Below are 20488 nucleotides of genomic sequence, written 5' to 3' on the forward strand. Positions count from 1 at the left end.
GCGCTGAATGATTTCAACCTGTCGGTATTTAATGCAAATTTATAGAATCATAGGCAAAAAAAAGACGCTGTATAAATACAGCGTCAAAAGAATCTGCAATATCGACAGCATTCGATATTATGATCCAGGGATATTAACGAAAACCTTCTTTAGTTAAGCCATAAGCAGCACTCGATTAAGACTCGCCTTAATAAAAGGACAATTGACAGTTTGCCTTTGAAAGTAATAGTCGGGGCTATCAACTCCAAAGAGCAGAATTAGAGTACAACAATTCATGATTGCATACAATATCCATTATCGGTATTGTTGGATCAGTAAGGGATGATTACGCTATAAGTTATAACTAATGGCTAAAGTGTTCATTCGTCATGGTTAAATACCCGGAAAACATCACCCTGTTAGAGGCTCGTTGGCCGACGTTAGAATGGCAGATGTTAGGATGGTTAGTCTAAATGTCATTGTGAGACTCGCTTCTGTTTTTAGCTATGTCAGTATTTGCAATGCACTGAGACGATGTTTGATCTCATATCAAGGTCGACAATCGTATCAGTGTTTATTAATCGTAACCGTCATAAAATTGACTTACTAACTGTTATTCACACCAGAAAGCTATTATTATCGAAATATGAGTAAGATCGATATTCCAATGCTTTAGCGTCACTTCAACTCAAGCTAAAGTCATTGGTCACAATCTCCTATTTCAAAAGTGAGGCGCTTTGTAGATTGAGTGCATTTCACTGGAGTAATCAGTAATGTCCAAAGGCGTTAAATTACCTTTGTCGCAGTTGATCGTTGGCTTAACGATTAAACTGCCATTGTCATGGACTAATCATCCTTTTGTGTTTAATCAATTTGAGATTGAAACCGGAGCACAGATAGAGTTGATTAAAAGCTTGAATATCTCATATGTGTATTTAATTGCAGGCAAAGAATTAATCACTACGACAGCTGCACAACCGGTAGCAACTGTGGTAGAACAGTCTGCAGAAGACTATGCAAAAGAGCAGCTTTCATCTCTACGAAAATCATTAAGAATTAGCCAGCAACGATTCCAAAAGTGCGGTGTAGAATGTCGCACTGCGTTTTCAAAAATGAGCGCTGAACCAGAGGGGGCTTATCGAGCGGCAGCGACGTTAGTTGAATCACTGATGGATCACATTAAGGAAACTCCAATACCGTGCCTTGCATTAGTCAATAGTGGTGAAGACAGCGCGATAACCGAGCATGGCGTATCCGTTGCTGTACTATCGATGATGTTGGGGCATTTACTGGACTGCCCAAATTCTGAGTTGCGTGATATGGCGATGGGGGCATTGTTTCATGATTTAGGGAAACTTAAAGTGCCTGATGTGATCCGGCGGAAAAAGTCGAATCTATCCGATCATGAAGTTAACTTTTTAAAGATGCACCCTAAGTTTGGCTATGACATGATGACCAAACAAAATCTATTTCCTGAAGCGGTGCTCGATATTGTATTACATCACCATGAATGGGCAGATGGCAGTGGTTACCCTGACGGACTGAAAGGGTCTGCAATCGCATTAAGCACACAAATCGTTGCCCTGGCAAATGATTTCGAGCTTTTACTAAAGGGGGGAGAAGGGCGTTCTCCGCAAGTCGCATTAGGCTATCTTTTTAAAAAAAGAGTGGGTAAGCATGCACCATCATTGATTTCGGCACTGGTTAAAGTGCTTGGGATCTATCCTCCCGGTACATTAGTGTTGCTATCAAATGCTCAAGTGGCAAAAGTGCTGGTCACCACCCCTTTAGTGAAGCAACCTCACGTGCTTGCATGTGATGAAAACGGTGAGAACACAACATTACGATATTTGATTAAAGAGAATATATCGATTGAGCGGGTCGTAAAGATTGATGAGTTAAGTAAAACAGCATTAACAAAATTAGACCCCAGTGCTGATATTAGTTTTTACTTCAGCCCATTGTGAATCAGTTTAAGTAAGGATAAAGATGATAAAGTCAGTTTGTATTGTGGGCTGTGGCTGGTTTGGCCTGCCGTTAGCACAGGCAATGGTTGCGCAAGGAATTAGGGTTAATGGTAGTAAACGCAACGCTGAAAATGCCGCTTTGCTTACTGAGCATGGTATTAATGGGTTTACATTAGACTTATCGCTCGACGAACAACTAGATCAAAATCAAGGCGCCATAAAAGTCGCGCTCAATACCGATTGTTTGGTGGTCAACATCCCGCCTAGTTTAAGAAAAGACCCTGACGGTTATTTAGTTAAGCTGGCAAGATTAAAAACCTTGATCCACGATATCACTTATCAAAAAATTATCTTTATCAGTACGACCGGAGTCTACCCTTCACTTGAAAAGCTGATGATTGAAAAAGATGCCGTTGCTCATTCTGAGGTTAGCGGCAAGCTGCTACAAGCCGAAGCCATGTTTTCAGCGCTAAGCCATAGTTGTATTGCTCGTTTTGCGGGTTTAGTTGGGCCTGAACGTCACCCTGGGCGTTTTCTGGCTGGTAAAACTGAACTGTCTCAGCCCGACGCACCCGTTAACATCGTTCATTTGAATGATTGCATACTTGCGGTCTCTAAATTAGTTTTTGAGCCGACCTCAAACGGGACATATAATGTTTGCGCGCCGAAGCATCCCGCTCGTCAGTCTTTTTATCAACAAGCGGCTTTAGACTTGGGCTTAGTTGCGCCACAATTCATAAAAGAGAGCGGTAGCGGAAAGATCATTAGTAGCGATAGATTAATGAAAGAGCTCAATTTTGAATATCAGTTCAGTGATCCCATGGATATGCTGGTTGTCTGTTAAATATTTAAGGAGTGTTATGAAGCAGTTTAAAGTCTTTTTAGGAAGTGCAATATTGGCGTTTTTCACCTTGTTACTGCCGTTACAAAGCGCACATGCCAAGGAATATGTAGAAGGTGTCGATTACGTTAAAATCAGTGGGATCCCTGAAGCACAAAAGCCAGTAATAAGAGAGTTCTTTTCCTATAATTGTGGTCATTGCTACAAGCAGGACCCGCTTTTTGAAAAGACGGCACATTTGCTTGAAAATGACATTCAATTTGAAAGAACCCCTGTTGGCGCTGGGCGTACGAGTTGGATATTAAGTCAAGAAGCCTACTATTTAGCGCAGAAATTCAGTGTCACTAAACAAGTTCATGGCAGTATCTTTAGCCGTATTCATGAAAAAGGGGACGCATTCACACGCCCTGACCAATTAAAATCATTTTTTGTTAGCCAAGGCTTAGATGCTAAAAAGATAGACGCAGCGATGAATTCTGCTGACGCTAAACTGGCCTTGATGAATTATGACACTCAAGCTCAATTAGCTGAAATTCGTGGCGTGCCGTCATTAGTCGTTAATGGCCAGTACCTGATTAAAGCACAACCTCAGTCACCTGAAGCGCTCGCAGAGTTGATTAAATATCTTAGTCAGCTTGAAGACTAAGCGTTAAATTGAGACTAGAAGCCCACTTAGAGTGGGCTTTTTTATGTCTATTATACCGTCGAGCAACAAACGCCAGCAGCCCATTTAGCATGATGCCTAATCAAGAGATCCCCGCTAGGGCGTTGTTTCCTAAACGCCCCTCGATACGATTACTTATCAAAACACACTTGAGTGTATTCTTGCATGCTAGGCATCCAGGTTGTTCCGTAAGTACAACCTTCATTCAAGTCATGAATGATAGCGTTAGTGGTTACGAACTCGTTGCCTTCATAAGGTGATTTAAGCAAAGGCTTTTGTAAGAACAAGTCTTTCAATGCGGCAACATCTTTAGTCGGGCTAAACTTGGCCGCAACTTCTGCATGTTCATTGCGCCATAGTGTCGTCTTAACTGCATAGTCAAACGCTTGTGCATCGCCGTTAGCGTAAGTATCAACAAGTGCCTGCTCTTGACCTATTGGGTGGTTAGTGTGAACCGTGTAACCACGCAGCGTACCATCAAGGACAATGTTCTTGCCTAGTTGGTTCTCAATGTGCATAACGTTACCTTTAAGGTCGCTTAAACCAAGAGCTACTGCAGAGTTAGTACGGATGTCCTGTAATGTATCTTTCGCAACGTTAGCATCATCGAACTTATTAGCCATAGCCATAGCTAAGCCACTCATAGGTACACCATCTTCAAGAGCACTTGCGTGGAACGCATCAACTGTATTAGCTGTAGTCGATAAACCACGACCCATAGCGATAGCGTTAAAGAAAGGTTCTGGAGCATGAACAATCAAGTCAGCACTTTTCAAAATAGCACCGTGACCACCTAGCGAGATAGGCATATCTTGGTTTTGACCTATGACACCGTTGTCCCAACCAATAGCAGTACAACCACGTGTTTTATCTGTACTTTCTTTAAGGTCGGCTAAGATATGCTTACCCACATCTTGTACCATCTTCGCAAACAAACCATCAGAAGCCCATGCTGCTAAATATGTCTCTTCAAGTGTGTAGCCTGTCGCTTCACCGATACCCTGGTAGTAGTTCAACAACCCAGGGAAGTCAGCTTTAAGTAAATCCATTGTCGCGATGATGCCTTTAAGTTCAGCTTCATTGTATTCATCGTTTAACTGAGCTAATTTACCTGCAATATCGTCCTTGTGTACGTTTGTGCCAAATGCTTCAACGTAACCTTTAACGACCTGCTTACCACCTTCAACTGTGAGTCCGTCAAATTTAATGACGGGTGTAGTCTCTTGCAGCATTTGTGTGTCATTTGGGTTGTAGAAGTCACCAACCAAATCGATAGTCACGCCGTTGACACCAGTAGAAGTTCGACCCGCTTCTGCCATTGCAGAACCAGAGAATAGAGAAACTATTGCGATTGCTAAGATTGCTTTTTTCATTTTTAATTCCTTTGCGGGCTTTGCCGCGACTAAGTTGTCAATGGAACGCTTTGGCTTTGCTTGGTTGCTAAGCCCTAATCAATGTTGATAATTTAATTGATAACGAAGTTTTATAACAATTACGTACTATTCGATTGTCGAATAGGAAGGGTGCGGAAATAGCAGGTAAATCCTTTTTGGCAATAATTGGGGCGGGAATGTCCATACGCATGCTAGCTCGATGAATGATGGAGTACGCTAAGAGAACTAGAACAGTGAGTTATTTAGTTGCGTATAAGAGGCTTTCATAAGCATTTTCAATGCCACAGAAATGTCTAATTCAACCTGATGGAGTCATATTTTTTTAAGTGAGTGAGGGGTAATAAGTGGGGCCAGACTCTGACGAACCCCCAACAATATTTCTGCCTCAATAGCAAAAAGCAGAGTGGTATCACTCTGCTTTTTAGCTTGGTCATTACTGACCACTTAGTTGACGAAATGAGTATTACTTAGTACGCAACTCGTTAATCACATCAACTGCATTGATTAACTGCTTTTGTAGGCTCGGTACGTCTGTATTTGTGTACCAGTCCGATAGGTAGATTACTGAGTAACCAGATTTAATGTCAGCAAAGCCAGTTTGGCCGAATGAACCATGAGAGTAGATGATGTCCTGATCTAGCATTGTATAAGACTGCATGTCGTACGTTGTAGGGCTTGCAGCGGCAAATACATCTTTAATTACAGGTGTAACGTTAAGTACGTCATTAGATGAGTCCTTTAACTCTTTATAGAAAGAACTACCCGCCTTGCCTTGTGCAATGTATCCAGTGAATAATGCATAATCGTATGCGCTTATGTTGATCCCGTATGATGGAGACGTTGTGCCATCGGACGTTTTAGCAATTTGAATTTCGTTATTACCACCGTAACTATTGTGTAGTTCAGAAATTAACTGCTCAAATGGCTTACCTTCAACCTTAGCGATTATGAGTGCTAGCGTATCTGAGTTTTGGTCAGTGTAGTCCCAGTTAGTTCCGCGCTCGAATGACGTTGCTTTAGCAGCCTTGATAGCATTCAAATGACCAATGGGTTCACCTGCATTTTGCAGTCCGATTTCTTTTTCCCACTCGTAGCCATTAGAGCCTGGTGTGTGGTAGTCGCTTAATGGTTCAATACCTGAGTTCATTGATGCCAATTCGCTGATAGTCGCTTCACCAATGATAGAACCTTCTAGCTCTGGCAAATAAGTCTTAGCTATCTCATCGAGTGAAAGCTTGCCAGAGTCAACAGCGTGGCTGAGCAATACACCAACGAAAGTCTTAGAGGCCGATTGCAAGTTATTTAGCATTCCGGCTTTAAAGCCATTATCGAAGTGCTCTGCTAGAACCTTACCATCTTTCATTACTACGAAAGCCTTAACCTGAGTATCGACCAGGACTTTTCGTAGCTCAGGTGAGATCTCAAAACCACCAATACGCTCAACTTTTACTGCGTTATCAGATGCAGGTAGCTTGTGAACGCCGTAACGTAAGAAGTCTGCAATATGTGCTGATGCGTATGTGTAATAAGGCCACTGTTGGAATGCATCGGCTGGAATTTCTTCTACCGTGTAACCTTCATAAAACTTAGACAAAGGGACTTTGTCTGCTGCAAAGGCTGTAAATGCAGCTCCAAAAGTTGTTGCTACTAGGACGGTTGCTAAGATTGCTTTTTTCATTGTTAATTCCTTTGCGGGCTGTGCCGCGACTAAGTTGTAAATGGAACGCTTCGGCTTTACTTGGTTACTAAGCCTAATCAATGTTGATAATTTAATTGATAACGAAGCTTTATAACAACCATGTACTATTCGATTTTGTAATAGGAGCGGTGCAGAACTGGCAGGCAAGTTGTTTTTGGCAATAATTAGGGCTGGAATGTCCATACGCATGCAGTCTAGATGAACGATGGAATGCGCTAGCGGGAACTAAGCGAACTAAAGCAGTGGGTTATTTAGTTGCGTATAAGAGGCTTGTTATAAGCATTTTCAATGCCACAGAAATGTCTAATTCGTTATATTTTCTTATCTATTAATGCTTGCTCAGTGAACCTATTAATATCTGTCCAATAGCGTACTTGAAAAACAACGCTCTGCTAAATCAGGCTTTGTGAAGTGGTATAGCGAATTTGGCCACTGTATTGGAGGTTAGATTATTGAGGTTAAATACAAACGGCTAAACCTCGAGATATATCCATGTAAAACACGTAATGGGGCATAAATGCGTTAGCTGCTGACCAAAGTGGTTCCAATGACATGCGGTCGGCGTATGTGCAGACGCTACTGAGACTCGCCGTAAACACATCCTTGTAGGCTCAACGAAAACGTCTGACCTCCAAGGATGGAGGGAATGCCAAATTCTGTAGGGAACAGAATTGGCCTGTTTTCGCAGGCATCAGCCGCATCTACACTGGGTTATAAAAGCGCAAACTCTCAGCATTTGAGATTTAAATTTAAGAACACAAAAGTTCCCGTTCCACAACATAATCATAAAACACCAATACCCCATCGGAAGTGTTAGGTTATTTCGAATAAGTACGAGGGAGATAACTTCGTCGGGGGCGTCATGGTGGATGCAAGGAGGATAGGCCGCTCTTTGGCATCTGACCCATATGGATATGGGAAATGTCTATATGATGTCGGGAACATCATTGACCATGCCATCGCGGCATTTGTGAATCAATTCACATCAGACGAGCAGTCCTTCTTGCTCTGGTGTGGGCGAAGCGCCACGACCTTAATCAAGCGGAGCTTGGTTGGGCATGTATGACTGAATCGTTTTGGTGCAAAAAAGAGTTAAGAAACTCAACCCATTACAGCCAAATCGAAGAGGCAGATGAGCAGGTGTAGATGCAGCTGTGGCCGTTGACAGCAAGGATGCTGTCGTCGAGCTTACAAGGATGTACTTGCAGCGTGTCACAGAAGTATCTGCATATGAGCACGCTGCAAGCGATAGATAACACAATGCAGGAATGATTTTCAAACACACCTCAAAATACCCATTCAGCCAGAAGCTCAAATTTAAACTAAGAGAATGTAATCAGTCTTCATTCGAAGGCTAGCCGGCTTTACTTCCCAAACCATCCGAAACTAATCCCCAAACCAAGCGACGCGCTACAGAATTCTTAGGATGAGAAACAGTCTCATTTGCCAAACCATGTGAAACATTTTGCCAAATTGTAACCAGTCATTAGGTATGGCAATTAGGGCATTGATCCGAGAATAGGTGAGATCTCGTAGGATCTGCTGGGAAAGTCATTAGTAGTAGGGCTTGAGTGATTTGATGCTGAGGTTGAATCTGGATTTAGTTAAATCGGATGATTTGGCAGTCTTAGTTCAATAGCGGCTTTAAGTTCGGTTACTTTGGCAAATAAAGATAAGGACTGTAATACAGTGATTAACAGCCCTTTAAACCCTGACTCTTCTACACAAATCCGAAAACAAGGCTGAATAGGAGCTTCAAGGTGATCCAGATAGTCGATAAGTTAGCTTTACATCTTAATCTTGACTATAAAATAATCAGCAAATATTAACGCAACATCAGCACGGTGCGAATTTATTCAATAAATGATTAATTTGTGCATATTTTAGTGCATAAAGATGTGACTAAGAGACAGCTTTAAACCTGGTTTAATAGAGATCTTTTCCGATCCAGACAACTTTGCCGATTATGTGGAGTTTGTCTATCTCATCAGCTTTCACTATCTGATCTTCATACTCCTTATTATCACTAATTAGAAGGATATCCCCATCAAAGCGCTTTTGTAGGCGTTTGGCATACAGCTCTTCACCAAAACGCAATACGAAGATACTGCCATCGGTCAGTTTCGTATCTGCGGTGTTCACTAATAGTGTGTTGTTAGTATGTATGGTCGGTTCCATTGAATCACCAGACGCAAAAACAACAGCTAGGCCGTCAGCTACAAATCCCCTGAACTTTAACCACTTACGTCTAAATGCCAAATGGCGCTTAATCTGTTCATCAGGGCATAGCTTTCCGTGGCCTGTGCTCACTGCAACATGATAGCCAGGGATAAGAATAAACTCTTCATTAAACTCACTAATGGCAACAGCTGTGGCTGTTTCAGAATCGTTGTGAGTATTCGGTAGTTCCTCCTCTCCAGCAAGTAACCAAGTAAGAGAAACGTTAGCTTGCTTTGCCATCAGTAGAGCTTTATCAATCTGCGGTAGCGATAAGCCTTTCAAATATTTTCGTAAAGCCCCTTCAGAGATATCTATAGCATTTGCGAAAGCGCGTACGCTTGTGTTGCCAATAGCCATTTCCAATCTTTCTGCAAACGTTTCTTTTCCCTTTGTTGGAAAAGAAACACTGTTGTCATTTTTCATTAATCGTTTCTTTTTGTCTATGTTGCTGAATTTAAATAATAAAAGCCATCTGTGATTACACTCGTAAAACATAAGGAAAGAAACAGAGCAAACATGCTTGACCTGCGTACAAATGTGATCGTATCATTACATTTGTACGCAGTGCGTATAAACGTTACTTTTCTTATGTTCCAGCAACTTGCGCAATGCGAACGAATTAAATGTTATCACAAATTTGTTAAATAAGGAGCGATCTAGATGGAGATTGAAAACGCTCATCAAGTCCATGCGGCGTTGATGAGAAGGGGACTTAGCTGCCGTTCATGGGCATTAAGGGAAGGCTACAATCCAAGAACGGTCCAAAAGTGCGTACAAATGTTTGCACCTGATACAGGCATTAAGCCCAAATGGGGCAAAGTGTCGCAGAGTATATTGCGTGACTTATCGGTTGAAATTAGTTTTGACTTGATGGGCTATCAGTATGGATAAGCAATATTTTACGCTTCAAGAGTTACTCAATGTGCCAGGCATGTACACCACAGTGCAGGGCAATCGAAAGCTTGCTAACCGTGAATGTTGGGCAAAGAAAAAGTGTGTTCAAGGTAAAGGCTTTGAATACTATATCGAGAGCCTACCTATTGAAACTCAAGCATACTTGCGGGCTAAGCTTGTAGAGAGTAATACAAGCCCAGTTACCGTTGCGGCCAAATCTACGTTAAAGCAAAAGTCAGCTCTCGCAATACAATCAAGGCATCAACGCATAAAGAGTAAAAGCCAAGGTTTAACTCAGTTTATGTGTCTGAATGAAACTAAGCAGGCAAAGGCCAGAGCACGCGAAAGAGTGATTAATAGCTTTGAGCAATTCATGGCACCGTATATTGATGCTGGTAATAAAGCGGATGGTATTAATGCTTTTGTTAAAGGCTTTAATTCAGCACTCATTTTACCCGATGAAGATGTACGTACTCACGTTAAACAAGCTGCTGAAAGAACGCTTTATCGCTGGTCTAAAGCTTATAGTCAGCAAGGTATAATCGGACTAACTGTGCAGTATAAAGCAGTCAAGCAGTCCAAAATTGATGAACAACCACGCTTGGGTGAATTCTTATTGGCGTTGGTCACTAAAAAACCACACCTATTAAAGCAAGCTAGCAAAGTGCGAGATATGGCTGTTGTTAGGGCTTTAGAGTATAGCTGGCAGTTGCCCTCTATAAGCTCGTTTAAACGCTGGTTAAACCAATATGCAGTAACCCATGAATTAGAACATGCATATACCACTAATCCCACTAAATACACAGACAAATACCGTCCACTATTTTCCACCATGTACCCACAGATTGATGGGCCTAACCAAGTGTGGGAGTTTGACTCAACTCCCACTGATATTGAGCTTAACGTTAATGGAAAACTCACCCGCCATAGTGTTGTAGCGGTGATAGATGCCTACACACATCGGGTTCAATTAATCGTATCGCCCACCTCTAATAGTGAGGCTATCTGCTTATTGCTTCGTAAAACGTTGCTTGAATGGGGAATACCCGAAGAGGGCGCGATCATGCGTACCGATAATGGTAGCGATTACGTGTCAAAGCGAACAACCACCATCTTCAACATGTTGGATTTAAAGATCTCTAAAGCGGCTGCATTTTCAGGTTGGGAAAAACCATTTATCGAGCGCTTCTTTGGCACCATGAGCCGTGTATTAATGGAAAAGATGCCAGGTTACATCGGCCATTGCGTTAACGATCGACAACAGATTGAAGCTATGCATAATTTTGCCAAGCGTATTGGTCAAGGAAAAAAGAAAGTCGAGGCCGAAAGACTACAGCTAGCCCTTACTCCAGAGCAGCTGCAGCAGGTACTGAATGACTACCTAGAGTTCGACTATCACCATGTTGAACATGACACCTTAGCTAAAACACCATTTGAGCTCTATGCAGAGTCCGGTTATCAAAAACGCGTGATCACCAATCCGCATGTGCTCGATACCTTGCTTAACTTTATTGGCACCGCCAAGGTCACTCGCGGCTATATCAAAGCCGGTGGTGTTAAATATACCGCACCTGAGCTAATGGAGGTTCATTGGCAGCGCCAACAGGTGAGGGTGTTTATCGATCCTAATGATATCGGTTGCGCCACGCTGTACCCCGAAGATAGCTGGCAAGAGTATGTAGACGCCGTCAACATGGATTTGGTCAATAAAGGGATCTCTCCTGTGGCCTTTCGTGAGCGTCGTAAGCAGACTCAGAAAGAGCTTGCCACCTTTCGTAAAACAGCCAAACGGTTGCAGGAAGAGTTTGGCATTAACACTCTTTATGCTGATGAACTGGCACAAAAGAAAGCCTATCGCGCCACTCTTACTCACTTCGAACAGATCACCAGTCACAACAATGCAGCCATTCATGGCCTAAGCAATGCCGCTATACAGAAACAAAATCAACTGAGTGAAACAGAACTCATGGCCATCGAGCGCCAACGTGAGGCAATGCAGATGCGACGAGAAAGTCAGGCTGTGCAGGAGAGTCGTATTGTACGTAGCGATCATGAGAAAGCAGCGATGCTCACAGCAAACTCGCTTGACCGTGAACTCAATGAAACAGAGCAAAAATGGCTTAAAAAATATCGACTGAATAACGTGTTGCAGCGTAATCGATTAGACAAAATTTTAAAACAGGCCAAGCAGCCCCACCGGCAAGTGAAATAGCTGCTCAACCTATAAACCCTGGTTAATGCCAGATTAAACCCAAGTAAAACCAAAGCAAACCTCAAGGAACGACATTATGAAACATAAGACAGTAGAAGTAAAAAACGTACTACGTACCCAAGACATGTTCTCGAATCTACAAAGTAGAAGTGAAATAACCCCTGGTATAGGACTTATTCATGGGGCCAGTGGATTCGGTAAAACCACCACCGTTACTTACATGTTTAATCAGCTTACTGCCATGGGGAACCTTCCGGTTTATGTACGTTGTTATGCCACTGACACCCCAAGCTCATTTCTAGCCAGAGTGATGAAGGAGCTAGGTTCAGAGCCAATGTACCCATTGCGTAAATCAGTGGACTTCATCACCGACACCATGAATGACCAACAGATAGCACTTTTCGTTGATGAAGCAGATCACATCATCGGGCAGGCCAAGACCATGGAAACCATCCGCGACCTTTACGACGCCACCGAGTTACCCGTAGTGCTTATCGGCATGGAGGAGATAGCACGTCGCATTAGCCACCGTAAACAACTGTTCAATCGTATCAGCGAGTGGGTGGAGTTTATGCCCGCTGATAATGAAGACGTCAGCATGTTTGCTTGTGAGCTTCTAGAGCAGGGGATCAAGGTCGGTGAAGACCTACTGGATTTTATCCGAGTGCGCAGTGGCGGCGAAGTTAGACGAATACTCATCGCCCTAGAAAAAATTGAACGCTTTGCCCTGACTAACGAAAAAGATTTCATCGATAAAGAGTTGTGGGGCGACGGTCAGTTGTTCCTAAATCATGGCCGTCGTTAGCGACTAAACATCGTTGATATCCGTGCGCTAATTCAATAATAAAAATCAAGGATAGAAGAATGGCTACCCTCGGAAACAACAGAAATGTAACGCATCAAGCGTGGGGATTGATGTGTAACAAAACTTCGTTTACGTGCAAAGAAATTGCACAGTTACTCAACGTTAAAACCAATAAGATTGTCGGTTTAACGAGAACATTATTAAGGAAGAATGCCATTGAGGTTGTTGAAAAAAGAGTAAAAGACAAAGGGTACATTTATCGAACGTGTATCGAACGCCAAATGCTCACTGTTGATCAACCCAAGGTAAGAAAAAGCCCTAGAAGAGTAAAAGCATCAACGCGTTCACAACAGCTATGGAATGCAATCAGGATCCATCGAGTGTTCACCGTCAACCTGTTAAAAACCACCACCGATGCATCTGAATCACTCATAAACAACTATGTATGGCATTTAGAGAAGAGTGGCTTAGTCAGGCGGGTGATGCGCACTAAAAATGCGACAGGAAAATCATGTGTGAAATTTCGGTTAATGATAGATCTCGGCCGTTTGTACCCCAGAACCCAGCGAGGCGGTATGTGGGATCAAAACAACCAAGTTTTCTACCCATTCAAGGATGACAATCATGAATAAATGGCAACACATTCTCAAAGAACAGGCCGCTGCTCATGGGCAAGAGCATGTTGGCAAGGAGCTCGGCGTCTCAAAAACAGTAGTGAGCCAGTTAATTAATGACAAATATCCTGGCGATCTAAAACGGATGCAGAAGCTTGTCGAAGGTGCCTACATGAACCGTATGGTGCATTGTCCCATTTTAGGCGACATAGCCCTACACCAATGTGACAAACACCAGGGGAATACCTCAACCAGCAACCCGATCCGCTTAAGGTTATATCGTGCTTGTCGAAGTGGCTGCGACCACTCAGTTTTGCCCATAAAAAAGCAGTTTAAACGTATTGCCATGACCGTAAATACAGATGCCACAGCAGCTAAACGTTATAGCGCCGACGCGGTATACAGCCGATTAGAGCGTCAATCAGTTACAGACGGTGGTGGCCTAAGGCAGCTGTGTGAGTTGCTAAAGCAAGAGCTAAAAGCCATGGAATTACGTTACAACCGGCTACTCACACAAGGTCAGCCAAGTGCTGCATCGAGTAATTTAACGAGGAGTGAAAATGAAAAATAAATTTGATGTCGTCACAGCGTTGCGTCTTCGCGGGATGCGGGTCATTAGCAATAAAAACAAAGTGATCCTGATAGCTCACCCAAGTCGTGACTTTAAACAAGACGCCATCGAGATCATCGAAAACGTTAAAGGTATTCGCCGCCGTTGTCATGTGATCCAATTCGCTGGCTTTTGTATCCGTTGGATAGACGATTAGCCATGGGTTCTACCTACAACTCAAGCAGCAAGCCAACCGTAAGTACTAAATTAATCAAGAGGAAACAAGCATGAACAACCAAGATCATGATCAAAGCCAAAGGCAAACTATCCCCGCTGGTTTTCGACAAAATGCCTTAGGGCACCTAGTCCCCGATGAGCAGATAAAACCCGTCGACAAAATACGTGACGATGTGGTGACTGATATTGTCACCGCCGCCAAGGTACTACGTCAGGCCATGCTGGATTTTAAGCTGGCAACCATGGGACAGATCATCGACTTTGTCGATCTCAGTGCCAGCGAATACGGCGTCAAATTTGGAGGCAGTAAAGGTAATGTGTCGTTAACTAGCTTTGACGGACAATATCAAATACGTCGCGCCGTAGGTGAACATCGAGTGTTTGACGAACGCATTCAAACAGCTAAAGCGCTGATAGATGAGTGTATCCACTCCTGGTCAGGGGGAGCCGACACACGTTTGATGGCCATGGTAGAGCACGCGTTCCGAGTCGATCAACAAGGGCGCATAAACGTCAACCAAGTACTGAGCCTACGTCAACTCGATATCGATGACACTAAATGGAAACAAGCGATGGAAGCCATTGCCGATGCGATACAAGTCACCGGCACCAGTGAATACCTGCGTTTATACGAGCGTATGCCCAGTGGTAAATACAACCAGCTTCCAATGGACATTAGTTCACTTTAATCATCATCCAGCAACTAACGCCAAGGGCTGTAACAGCAACCACAGCCCAGCGTTTAATCAGGAGGCAATATGCATCCATATGTACCAGCGCCAAACAACAGCCACAAAAAACGACTCATCACGCTGATTAATGTTGCCAAAGCTAACTTAAATCTGGATGAGCAGCTTTACAGAGTCATGCTAAAGACCAGTACCGGCAAAGACTCATTGCGTGCCATGAGCCTGCCAGAGCTAGAGCAAGCATTAGAGGGCTTCAAACAGAAAGGGTTTAAACCGGTAACAAAGAAAAGTAAAAACCAGTTTAAAGGGCGTTTAAGCCCTGCATCGGGTCAGAGTAAAGTGCCACAAATCGATAAAATCCGTGCAATCTGGATCACCATGTACCAGCACAATATTATTAACGATCGCAGTGAAACGGCACTCGATGCCTATGTACGTCGCATAACTAAAGGCGCTAAGGCTGAAAAAACGCACACAGCAGAAAAAGAACAGGGCGTCGACAGTACCGCTTGGCTCACCGAAACCCTAGCGAATAGAGTACTAGAAAGCCTAAAACAGTGGCATAAGCGCGTACTACTTCAACGTTTAAAAGACAGCGAACAATTACTACATATACAGCACGATCAATTGTCCAGTTATAACCACATTGTTGAGCTATATTTAATGCAAGCCAACGGAGGGCTATCTTATGAATAAGATGATAGATAAACAACAAATGGATTTAATTCATAGCAGTGCTTTTGAGCTCGAACAGGCACTCGAAACCCTACAAACACTCAAACCAGACGAGCGAACCGACTTTATAAAGCGCTGGCCATCAACTCTGCAAAGCCTCTGTGAGCTGATGCGAGTCACCCTTGAGGGGCAAAAGGTCGGTAATGCTCTGGCCATTAGCGAAGCCTTAGCCACCACTTTAAGCACTTATCTTGGTGGCCGCGACCTTTATATCCCCAATGGCGAACGCCTCAAAGATGCCCTGCGTGATATCCGCATTTGGCGTGAATTTAAAGGTAATAATCTAGAGCCGTTGTCGCGTGATTATGGCCTTACTGAGCGCCGAGTGAGTCAGATCATTGCAGAGCAGAGAGCGGCGTTTGTGGCGAGGAAGCAGAGGAGATTGTTTTGACTACTGAGCTGCGATCCAAGTGTTTTGATTAAACAATTCTCTAGCCCTTACTGAAGAGGGTTGAGGAGGTAAATGAGATATGAGGTTTATAGCTTCTATCTTGTTGAAAATAAAATATTTATGTGAGAGTATCAGTTATAAAATTAGCCATAATTTAGGTGTTAAACCTAATATAGTAGCCATAAATGAGCAGACGTAAACCAACTGATAATGAGAAGAACTATCTATTGCAAGAAGTGAATAGCGTGTGTCCTATGCCTTATTGTAAAAAACCACTTACTGAAGTTGTCGGTGGTAAAAACTTTAATCGCTTCCAAGTTGCTCATATTTATCCAAGCTCGCCAACTCCAAGCGAAAAAGATTTGCTTAAAGATGTAGAACTTTTACACGAAGATACAGAAAGTATCGATAATATGATCGCACTATGCCAACCTTGCCACGATAAGTATGATAAACCTCGTACTGTTGAGGGCTATCAAGATATGTGTAAGCTAAAATTACACATTAAAAAGAAGGCAATGATTTCTAATCAATGGTTTACAGTTCAGCTCGAACAAGAAATTATTGATGTTATTAATAATTTGTCTGGGCTTAGCGAGGAAGAGTTAAGCTCTGCTGGTGAACTAAGTCATAGTCCTAAAAGAGTGCATGAAAAAACTAATGATGGCGTTGATAAGTCAATTGGCCTTGTACTAAGAAGAAGTATAGAAACGAATGTGGTTGCATATTACAACGTGATTAAAGAGCAATTTGAAGAGCTAGATAGGGACGAACCGTATAAATCGGAAGCCATTTATGGTCAGATCAAGCTCATTAACGTCAAGCTTAAGCAGCAAGGGTTAAGTAAGCTGCAAGTTTATGGGGAGCTAAAAAATTGGTTGAAAAATGTAACAAATACAGAAGATGAGGCTGCAATAGATATTATTGCATCATTTTTTGTTCAAAATTGTGAGGCTTTAGAATGATCACACCATCTAAGTCGACACCGTTAGAAAATTCTATGATTTACAAGATGACATACATCATTAGTCAAGACTTTGAGTGTATTAGCCTTTCTGAATTGTATAAAAAAACTAAGAAGCATTTTGATTCAATTGATGAGTTTATCTGGTCAATAGATGTCCTTTATATATTAGATAAAATTGATTTGGATGATGGGAAAGGAGTTATCAGGAAATGTTAAAATTTATTTCCAGTCCAGCTATATCTCGCGAAAAGGTTACTTTCAATAAAGATTTAAGTGTGGTGGTGGGTCCTAGTGACGGTACTAATTCAATCGGTAAATCATCATTTTTACTCCTCATTGACTTCGCTTTTGGTGGTGAAAGCCTCTTGAAGTCAGATGCTAATATCTTAGAGCATGTTGGAAATTTTGAACTATCGCTAGGGTTTGAGTTTGATTCGACTGAACAGCTATTTATACGAGAAATTGCGAACCCAAATAAAGTTAAAAAGTGGATTGGTGATAAGTATATAGAAATTACTCTTGAAGAGTTTAAGCAATACCTCTGTAAAAATTACGGGTTTGATGAGTATTTCCCTTCATTTAGGCAAACAGTTGGCCCTTTCACAAGGGTCTATGGCAGGGGGACTGATAACCCTAATGCTCCGCTTGCTGCAAGGCTGGGAGAGGCTAAGCGAGAAGGCACTGCTGTGCTTTTGAAAATTTTTAGAAAATATAAGTTGATCGCAGCTTTTGACATAAAAAAGGCAGAAATAGAAGAAAGAATCTCCAATATTAAGAGTGCTTTTAAAACTGATGTTGTAAAGCAATTAAAGAAAAAAGAACTAAAAGATGCAGAGTTAGAACTTAAAAATACTCAGAAGCATATTGGAGTTATTAAATCTTCACTAGATGATAGTACAATTAATTATAATAACCTTCTTTCAGATATTAATCTGAAAAGGCAAGAGGGGATAGACTCTCTTATGAGAGATAAGCGTAGTTTCGAGTCACAATTATCACGTGTGGACCGAAACTTGAGCCTTTCCTCTAAAGTTAATAAGCGGCACTTTAATCGATTAGTGGAGTTCTTTCCTGGGGTAAATGAAAGTCGCCTAGAGCAAATTGAAAATTTTCATGGAAAAGTCTCTCAATATCTTAAGAAGGATATTAATGAAGAAAAAGAACAGTTAGGTGAAGGTATTACTGAGGTCATTGGGGCTGCAGAGGCGCTACGTGATAAAATTAGGAGCTCAACAAATGCTAGTAGCTCGACAGGGCAATTGGTTGATGAGTTACTTTCAGAGCATCTAAAAGTCACGAACCTACAAAACCAAATAAACTTCAACTATGCATCAAACAGTGCCGTAGATGAAAAAAAGCACATAGCGGAAGAGAGTAAGGATATATTAATTTCATGTCTGGGCGACATTCAAGCTGAGGTGAATGAGTTGCTGTCAGAATATATTGCAATTTTTTACTCGGAAGGTAGCGCTGTTCCAACGTTGAGCTTTAATAAGGATAGTTACACATTCTCTCATGGCAAAGATATCGGTACAGGCAAGTCATATGCAAATATGATTTCTTTGGATTTGACCCTTTTGAATAAAACGGCATTACCCTATCTTATCCATGACACGATAGTGTTTAAGCAGATTCAGGTCCTAGCAACTGAAAATATTATTAATGAGTATATTGGTCAATCAAAACAAGTGTTTATTGCGCTGGATGAAATAACTCGGTTTAGTATTGAAACTCAGAATAAAATTATCTCTAAGAGAGTTATTGAATTGACTTATGAAAAGCCAGCATTTAAGAAAATCTGGGGTACACGGGATACAGTTTCTCACTAAATTTTAAATTCTATGAGTTTGGACTTTAATCCCGAAACCTTTCCAATCCTGCTAAACACCTGAAACCGAGACAATGAACCTATGTTCCTTGTCTCGGTTTTTTTATGGCTCATCATCAAGCATTTATAGCAACTAAGTTAAACCAGCATTTAAGTCAGCTCTTTACTCCGAGCTTTGAACTGGCTTTTAAATGGATACTCTCTGCTGAAGGTGGACACTCTAACCATGCTGCCGACCGTGGCGGTGAAACGCTATATGGCCTCAGTCGTCGTGCCTATCCAAATCTTGATTTCAATACCCTTACTCTAGATAAAGCAAAGCGTATCTATCACCGTGATTATTGGCGTGTGTGTCGCTGTGATGAGTTGCCAAATGTATTAGCGATTGCCGTGTTTGATGCTGCGGTAAACCATGGGCCAAGCTTGGCTGTTGAGATGCTGCAGCGTGCAATAAAGGCCAAGCCAGACGGTATTCTCGGCCCTAATACTTTGGCGGCAATCGACCGCCATAATCATAACGACTTACTGACGTTGTATTTAGCTCGACGTGGGCGAAAATATGCCCGGATCGTAATTAATGATCCTAGCCAAGCAGTATTTTTATTGGGCTGGATGCATCGCATCACTAAACTCCAGTTCGCTATCTATCAAGCGGCTAACCGTTACGGCTGGCCTGGGTGGCAGTATAGAGCTGCTATACAAACTCCAATACGAGCTTCCGCATGAATCGCCGTCAATTAGTACGTTATCAAACGGGACGGCAGCAGCGTTTGGTGTTCGAGTCACAGCATGAATCTACTGCATTCACCTCAGCGCCTTGCCCTCTCTACAGTCACGATGCCACCTGGCAAAGCCAGTTTCGTCTGGGCTGGAACAGTGTTAACTGGGTCGATATTCAGGCCGAGCGGTTAAAGCGTAGAGCGCAGCACTCTAATTCAACGTCTGGCATTGCTAGGCAATCCCTCAACGAGATCCATCAAATGCTAAGGAGCCATTCATGAGCTGGTTTGACGATTTTGATTTAGGTAAAACCATATCGGCCATAGCGCCGCTGGCGGGTAAGATCATCGGTGGTCCATTTGCTGCTTTAGGTATTTCCGCGGTGCAGCTGGCACTGGGCAGTGATGAGACAGAGCCTGAAGCGTTAGCCAAGCAGATAAAGAACGCGACTCCAGAGCAGATTATTGCTCTGCGCAACATCGATGCAGGGCTCAAGATGCAGCTCAAAGAACTCAACATTAAAGAGCAAGATCTGCAGTACCAAGACAGAGCTAATGCCCGTGAACTGTTTAAGCAAAATAGTTGGCCACAAATATTGCTGTCAGCCTTGTTTGTACTGGGTTACTTCACCATCACGGGTCTACTCGCTTATTACGCAGTCAATGCCGCTGAAGGGGTAGACATCAACCCTTTACTGTTCGGCATGCTTAGCACTGTGATTGGCGTATTGACCGCCGCCATTCCACAGATCCTTAACTTCTGGTTTGGTTCCTCTAAAGGAAGCCAAGACAAAAATCAGATGATGAGCCATCAGCAAGGCTTGTTGAGTAAAGGGCCATTCAATATTGGGATAGCTAAATGAGTGACCAGTTTGATAGAGCGAGTGAGCTAGAGCAGCTTCATCGCGATGACGCATTGGCTAACCAGCAAAGCCATAACCATCAAATAGAACAGCCTTATGAGCATGATGGTGTGCGTTACTGTTTGAGTTGTCACTGCTCAATTGGGACTGACAGATTAGTTGCAAACCTACAGGCAGTGCGTTGTGTGCCATGTCAGCAACAGCACGAATAAAGGAGCTA

General features: G+C 42.6%; 22 protein-coding genes. 19 read left to right on the forward strand and 3 right to left on the reverse strand.

Going from position 1 to position 20488, the window contains the following annotated elements:
- The first annotated feature begins 752 nt into the window (after positions 1-752).
- From CXF86_RS13895 to CXF86_RS13905, 3 genes are read left to right on the forward strand one after another with little or no spacing between them, the layout of a single operon-like run.
- Entirely contained in the window at positions 753-1946 is a 1194-nt protein-coding gene (locus CXF86_RS13895; RefSeq protein WP_102039249.1) for a cyclic di-GMP phosphodiesterase, read from the forward strand.
- A 22-nt stretch (positions 1947-1968) separates the two neighbouring features.
- Entirely contained in the window at positions 1969-2790 is an 822-nt protein-coding gene (locus CXF86_RS13900; protein ID WP_102039250.1) for an SDR family oxidoreductase, read from the forward strand.
- A 16-nt stretch (positions 2791-2806) separates the two neighbouring features.
- Positions 2807-3433, forward strand: coding sequence for a thiol:disulfide interchange protein DsbA/DsbL (locus CXF86_RS13905; protein ID WP_101092153.1), 627 nt, complete (start codon positions 2807-2809; stop codon positions 3431-3433).
- A gap of 149 nt (positions 3434-3582) precedes the next feature.
- On the opposite strand, the gene CXF86_RS13910 is transcribed toward CXF86_RS13905, so the two are convergent.
- From CXF86_RS13910 to CXF86_RS13920, 3 genes are all read right to left on the reverse strand, one after another.
- Positions 3583-4824 carry a C45 family peptidase gene (locus tag CXF86_RS13910; RefSeq protein WP_101092154.1) on the reverse strand — a complete coding sequence of 414 codons (1242 nt, stop codon included), beginning with the start codon at positions 4822-4824 and terminating at the stop codon, positions 3583-3585.
- Positions 4825-5308: 484 nt separating this feature from the next.
- On the reverse strand, positions 5309-6523 hold the full coding sequence (locus CXF86_RS13915; RefSeq protein ID WP_157822931.1) for a serine hydrolase domain-containing protein: 1215 nt from the start codon (positions 6521-6523) through the stop codon (positions 5309-5311).
- Positions 6524-8470: 1947 nt separating this feature from the next.
- The gene (locus CXF86_RS13920; RefSeq protein WP_102039251.1) at positions 8471-9187 is read right to left on the reverse strand and encodes an XRE family transcriptional regulator; all 717 of its coding nucleotides are present in this window, start codon (positions 9185-9187) and stop codon (positions 8471-8473) included.
- A 237-nt stretch (positions 9188-9424) separates the two neighbouring features.
- On the opposite strand from CXF86_RS13920, the gene CXF86_RS13925 reads away from it, so the two are divergent.
- From CXF86_RS13925 to CXF86_RS14000, 16 genes are all read left to right on the forward strand, one after another.
- The gene (locus CXF86_RS13925) at positions 9425-9655 is read left to right on the forward strand and encodes a helix-turn-helix domain-containing protein (protein WP_102039252.1); all 231 of its coding nucleotides are present in this window, start codon (positions 9425-9427) and stop codon (positions 9653-9655) included.
- The gene (locus CXF86_RS13930; RefSeq protein ID WP_102039253.1) at positions 9648-11870 is read left to right on the forward strand and encodes a DNA-binding protein; all 2223 of its coding nucleotides are present in this window, start codon (positions 9648-9650) and stop codon (positions 11868-11870) included. The genes CXF86_RS13925 and CXF86_RS13930 overlap by 8 nt, the downstream gene beginning before the upstream one ends.
- Before the next feature lie 76 nt (positions 11871-11946).
- Positions 11947-12675, forward strand: coding sequence for an AAA family ATPase (locus CXF86_RS13935; RefSeq protein WP_102039254.1), 729 nt, complete (start codon positions 11947-11949; stop codon positions 12673-12675).
- A gap of 59 nt (positions 12676-12734) precedes the next feature.
- Entirely contained in the window at positions 12735-13307 is a 573-nt protein-coding gene (locus CXF86_RS13940; protein ID WP_102039255.1) for a hypothetical protein, read from the forward strand.
- Positions 13300-13860, forward strand: coding sequence for a helix-turn-helix domain-containing protein (locus CXF86_RS13945; protein ID WP_102039256.1), 561 nt, complete (start codon positions 13300-13302; stop codon positions 13858-13860). Before CXF86_RS13940 ends, CXF86_RS13945 begins: the two co-directional genes overlap by 8 nt.
- Entirely contained in the window at positions 13850-14056 is a 207-nt protein-coding gene (locus CXF86_RS13950; protein WP_102039257.1) for a hypothetical protein, read from the forward strand. The genes CXF86_RS13945 and CXF86_RS13950 overlap by 11 nt, the downstream gene beginning before the upstream one ends.
- A 70-nt stretch (positions 14057-14126) precedes the next feature.
- Complete coding sequence (locus CXF86_RS13955) at positions 14127-14765, forward strand: DUF3164 family protein (RefSeq protein ID WP_102039258.1); 639 nt, start codon at positions 14127-14129, stop codon at positions 14763-14765.
- Positions 14766-14834: 69 nt separating this feature from the next.
- A complete protein-coding gene (locus CXF86_RS13960) occupies positions 14835-15461 on the forward strand; it encodes a gp16 family protein (protein WP_102039259.1) in 627 nt (208 codons plus the stop codon).
- A complete protein-coding gene (locus CXF86_RS13965; RefSeq protein ID WP_102039260.1) occupies positions 15454-15891 on the forward strand; it encodes a Mor transcription activator family protein in 438 nt (145 codons plus the stop codon). The genes CXF86_RS13960 and CXF86_RS13965 overlap by 8 nt, the downstream gene beginning before the upstream one ends.
- A 185-nt stretch (positions 15892-16076) precedes the next feature.
- Entirely contained in the window at positions 16077-16856 is a 780-nt protein-coding gene (locus tag CXF86_RS13970; RefSeq protein WP_102039261.1) for an ABC-three component system protein, read from the forward strand.
- A complete protein-coding gene (locus tag CXF86_RS23205; protein WP_102039262.1) occupies positions 16853-17074 on the forward strand; it encodes an ABC-three component system middle component 7 in 222 nt (73 codons plus the stop codon). Before CXF86_RS13970 ends, CXF86_RS23205 begins: the two co-directional genes overlap by 4 nt.
- Positions 17068-18687, forward strand: a complete 1620-nt coding sequence (locus CXF86_RS13980; RefSeq protein ID WP_102039263.1) for a DUF2326 domain-containing protein — start codon at positions 17068-17070, stop codon at positions 18685-18687. The genes CXF86_RS23205 and CXF86_RS13980 overlap by 7 nt, the downstream gene beginning before the upstream one ends.
- Positions 18688-18791: 104 nt before the next feature.
- On the forward strand, positions 18792-19412 hold the full coding sequence (locus tag CXF86_RS13985; protein WP_102039264.1) for a glycoside hydrolase family 108 protein: 621 nt from the start codon (positions 18792-18794) through the stop codon (positions 19410-19412).
- Positions 19409-19687: a hypothetical protein gene (locus CXF86_RS13990; protein WP_102039265.1), complete on the forward strand. Its 279-nt coding sequence runs from the start codon at positions 19409-19411 to the stop codon at positions 19685-19687. The genes CXF86_RS13985 and CXF86_RS13990 overlap by 4 nt, the downstream gene beginning before the upstream one ends.
- Positions 19684-20268, forward strand: a complete 585-nt coding sequence (locus CXF86_RS13995; protein WP_102039266.1) for a hypothetical protein — start codon at positions 19684-19686, stop codon at positions 20266-20268. Before CXF86_RS13990 ends, CXF86_RS13995 begins: the two co-directional genes overlap by 4 nt.
- A complete protein-coding gene (locus CXF86_RS14000; RefSeq protein ID WP_102039267.1) occupies positions 20265-20480 on the forward strand; it encodes a TraR/DksA C4-type zinc finger protein in 216 nt (71 codons plus the stop codon). The genes CXF86_RS13995 and CXF86_RS14000 overlap by 4 nt, the downstream gene beginning before the upstream one ends.
- The last annotated feature ends 8 nt before the right edge of the window (positions 20481-20488 follow it).

The organism is Shewanella sp. GutCb (genome assembly GCF_002836135.1).
In the GTDB taxonomy this organism is placed as follows: domain Bacteria; phylum Pseudomonadota; class Gammaproteobacteria; order Enterobacterales; family Shewanellaceae; genus Shewanella.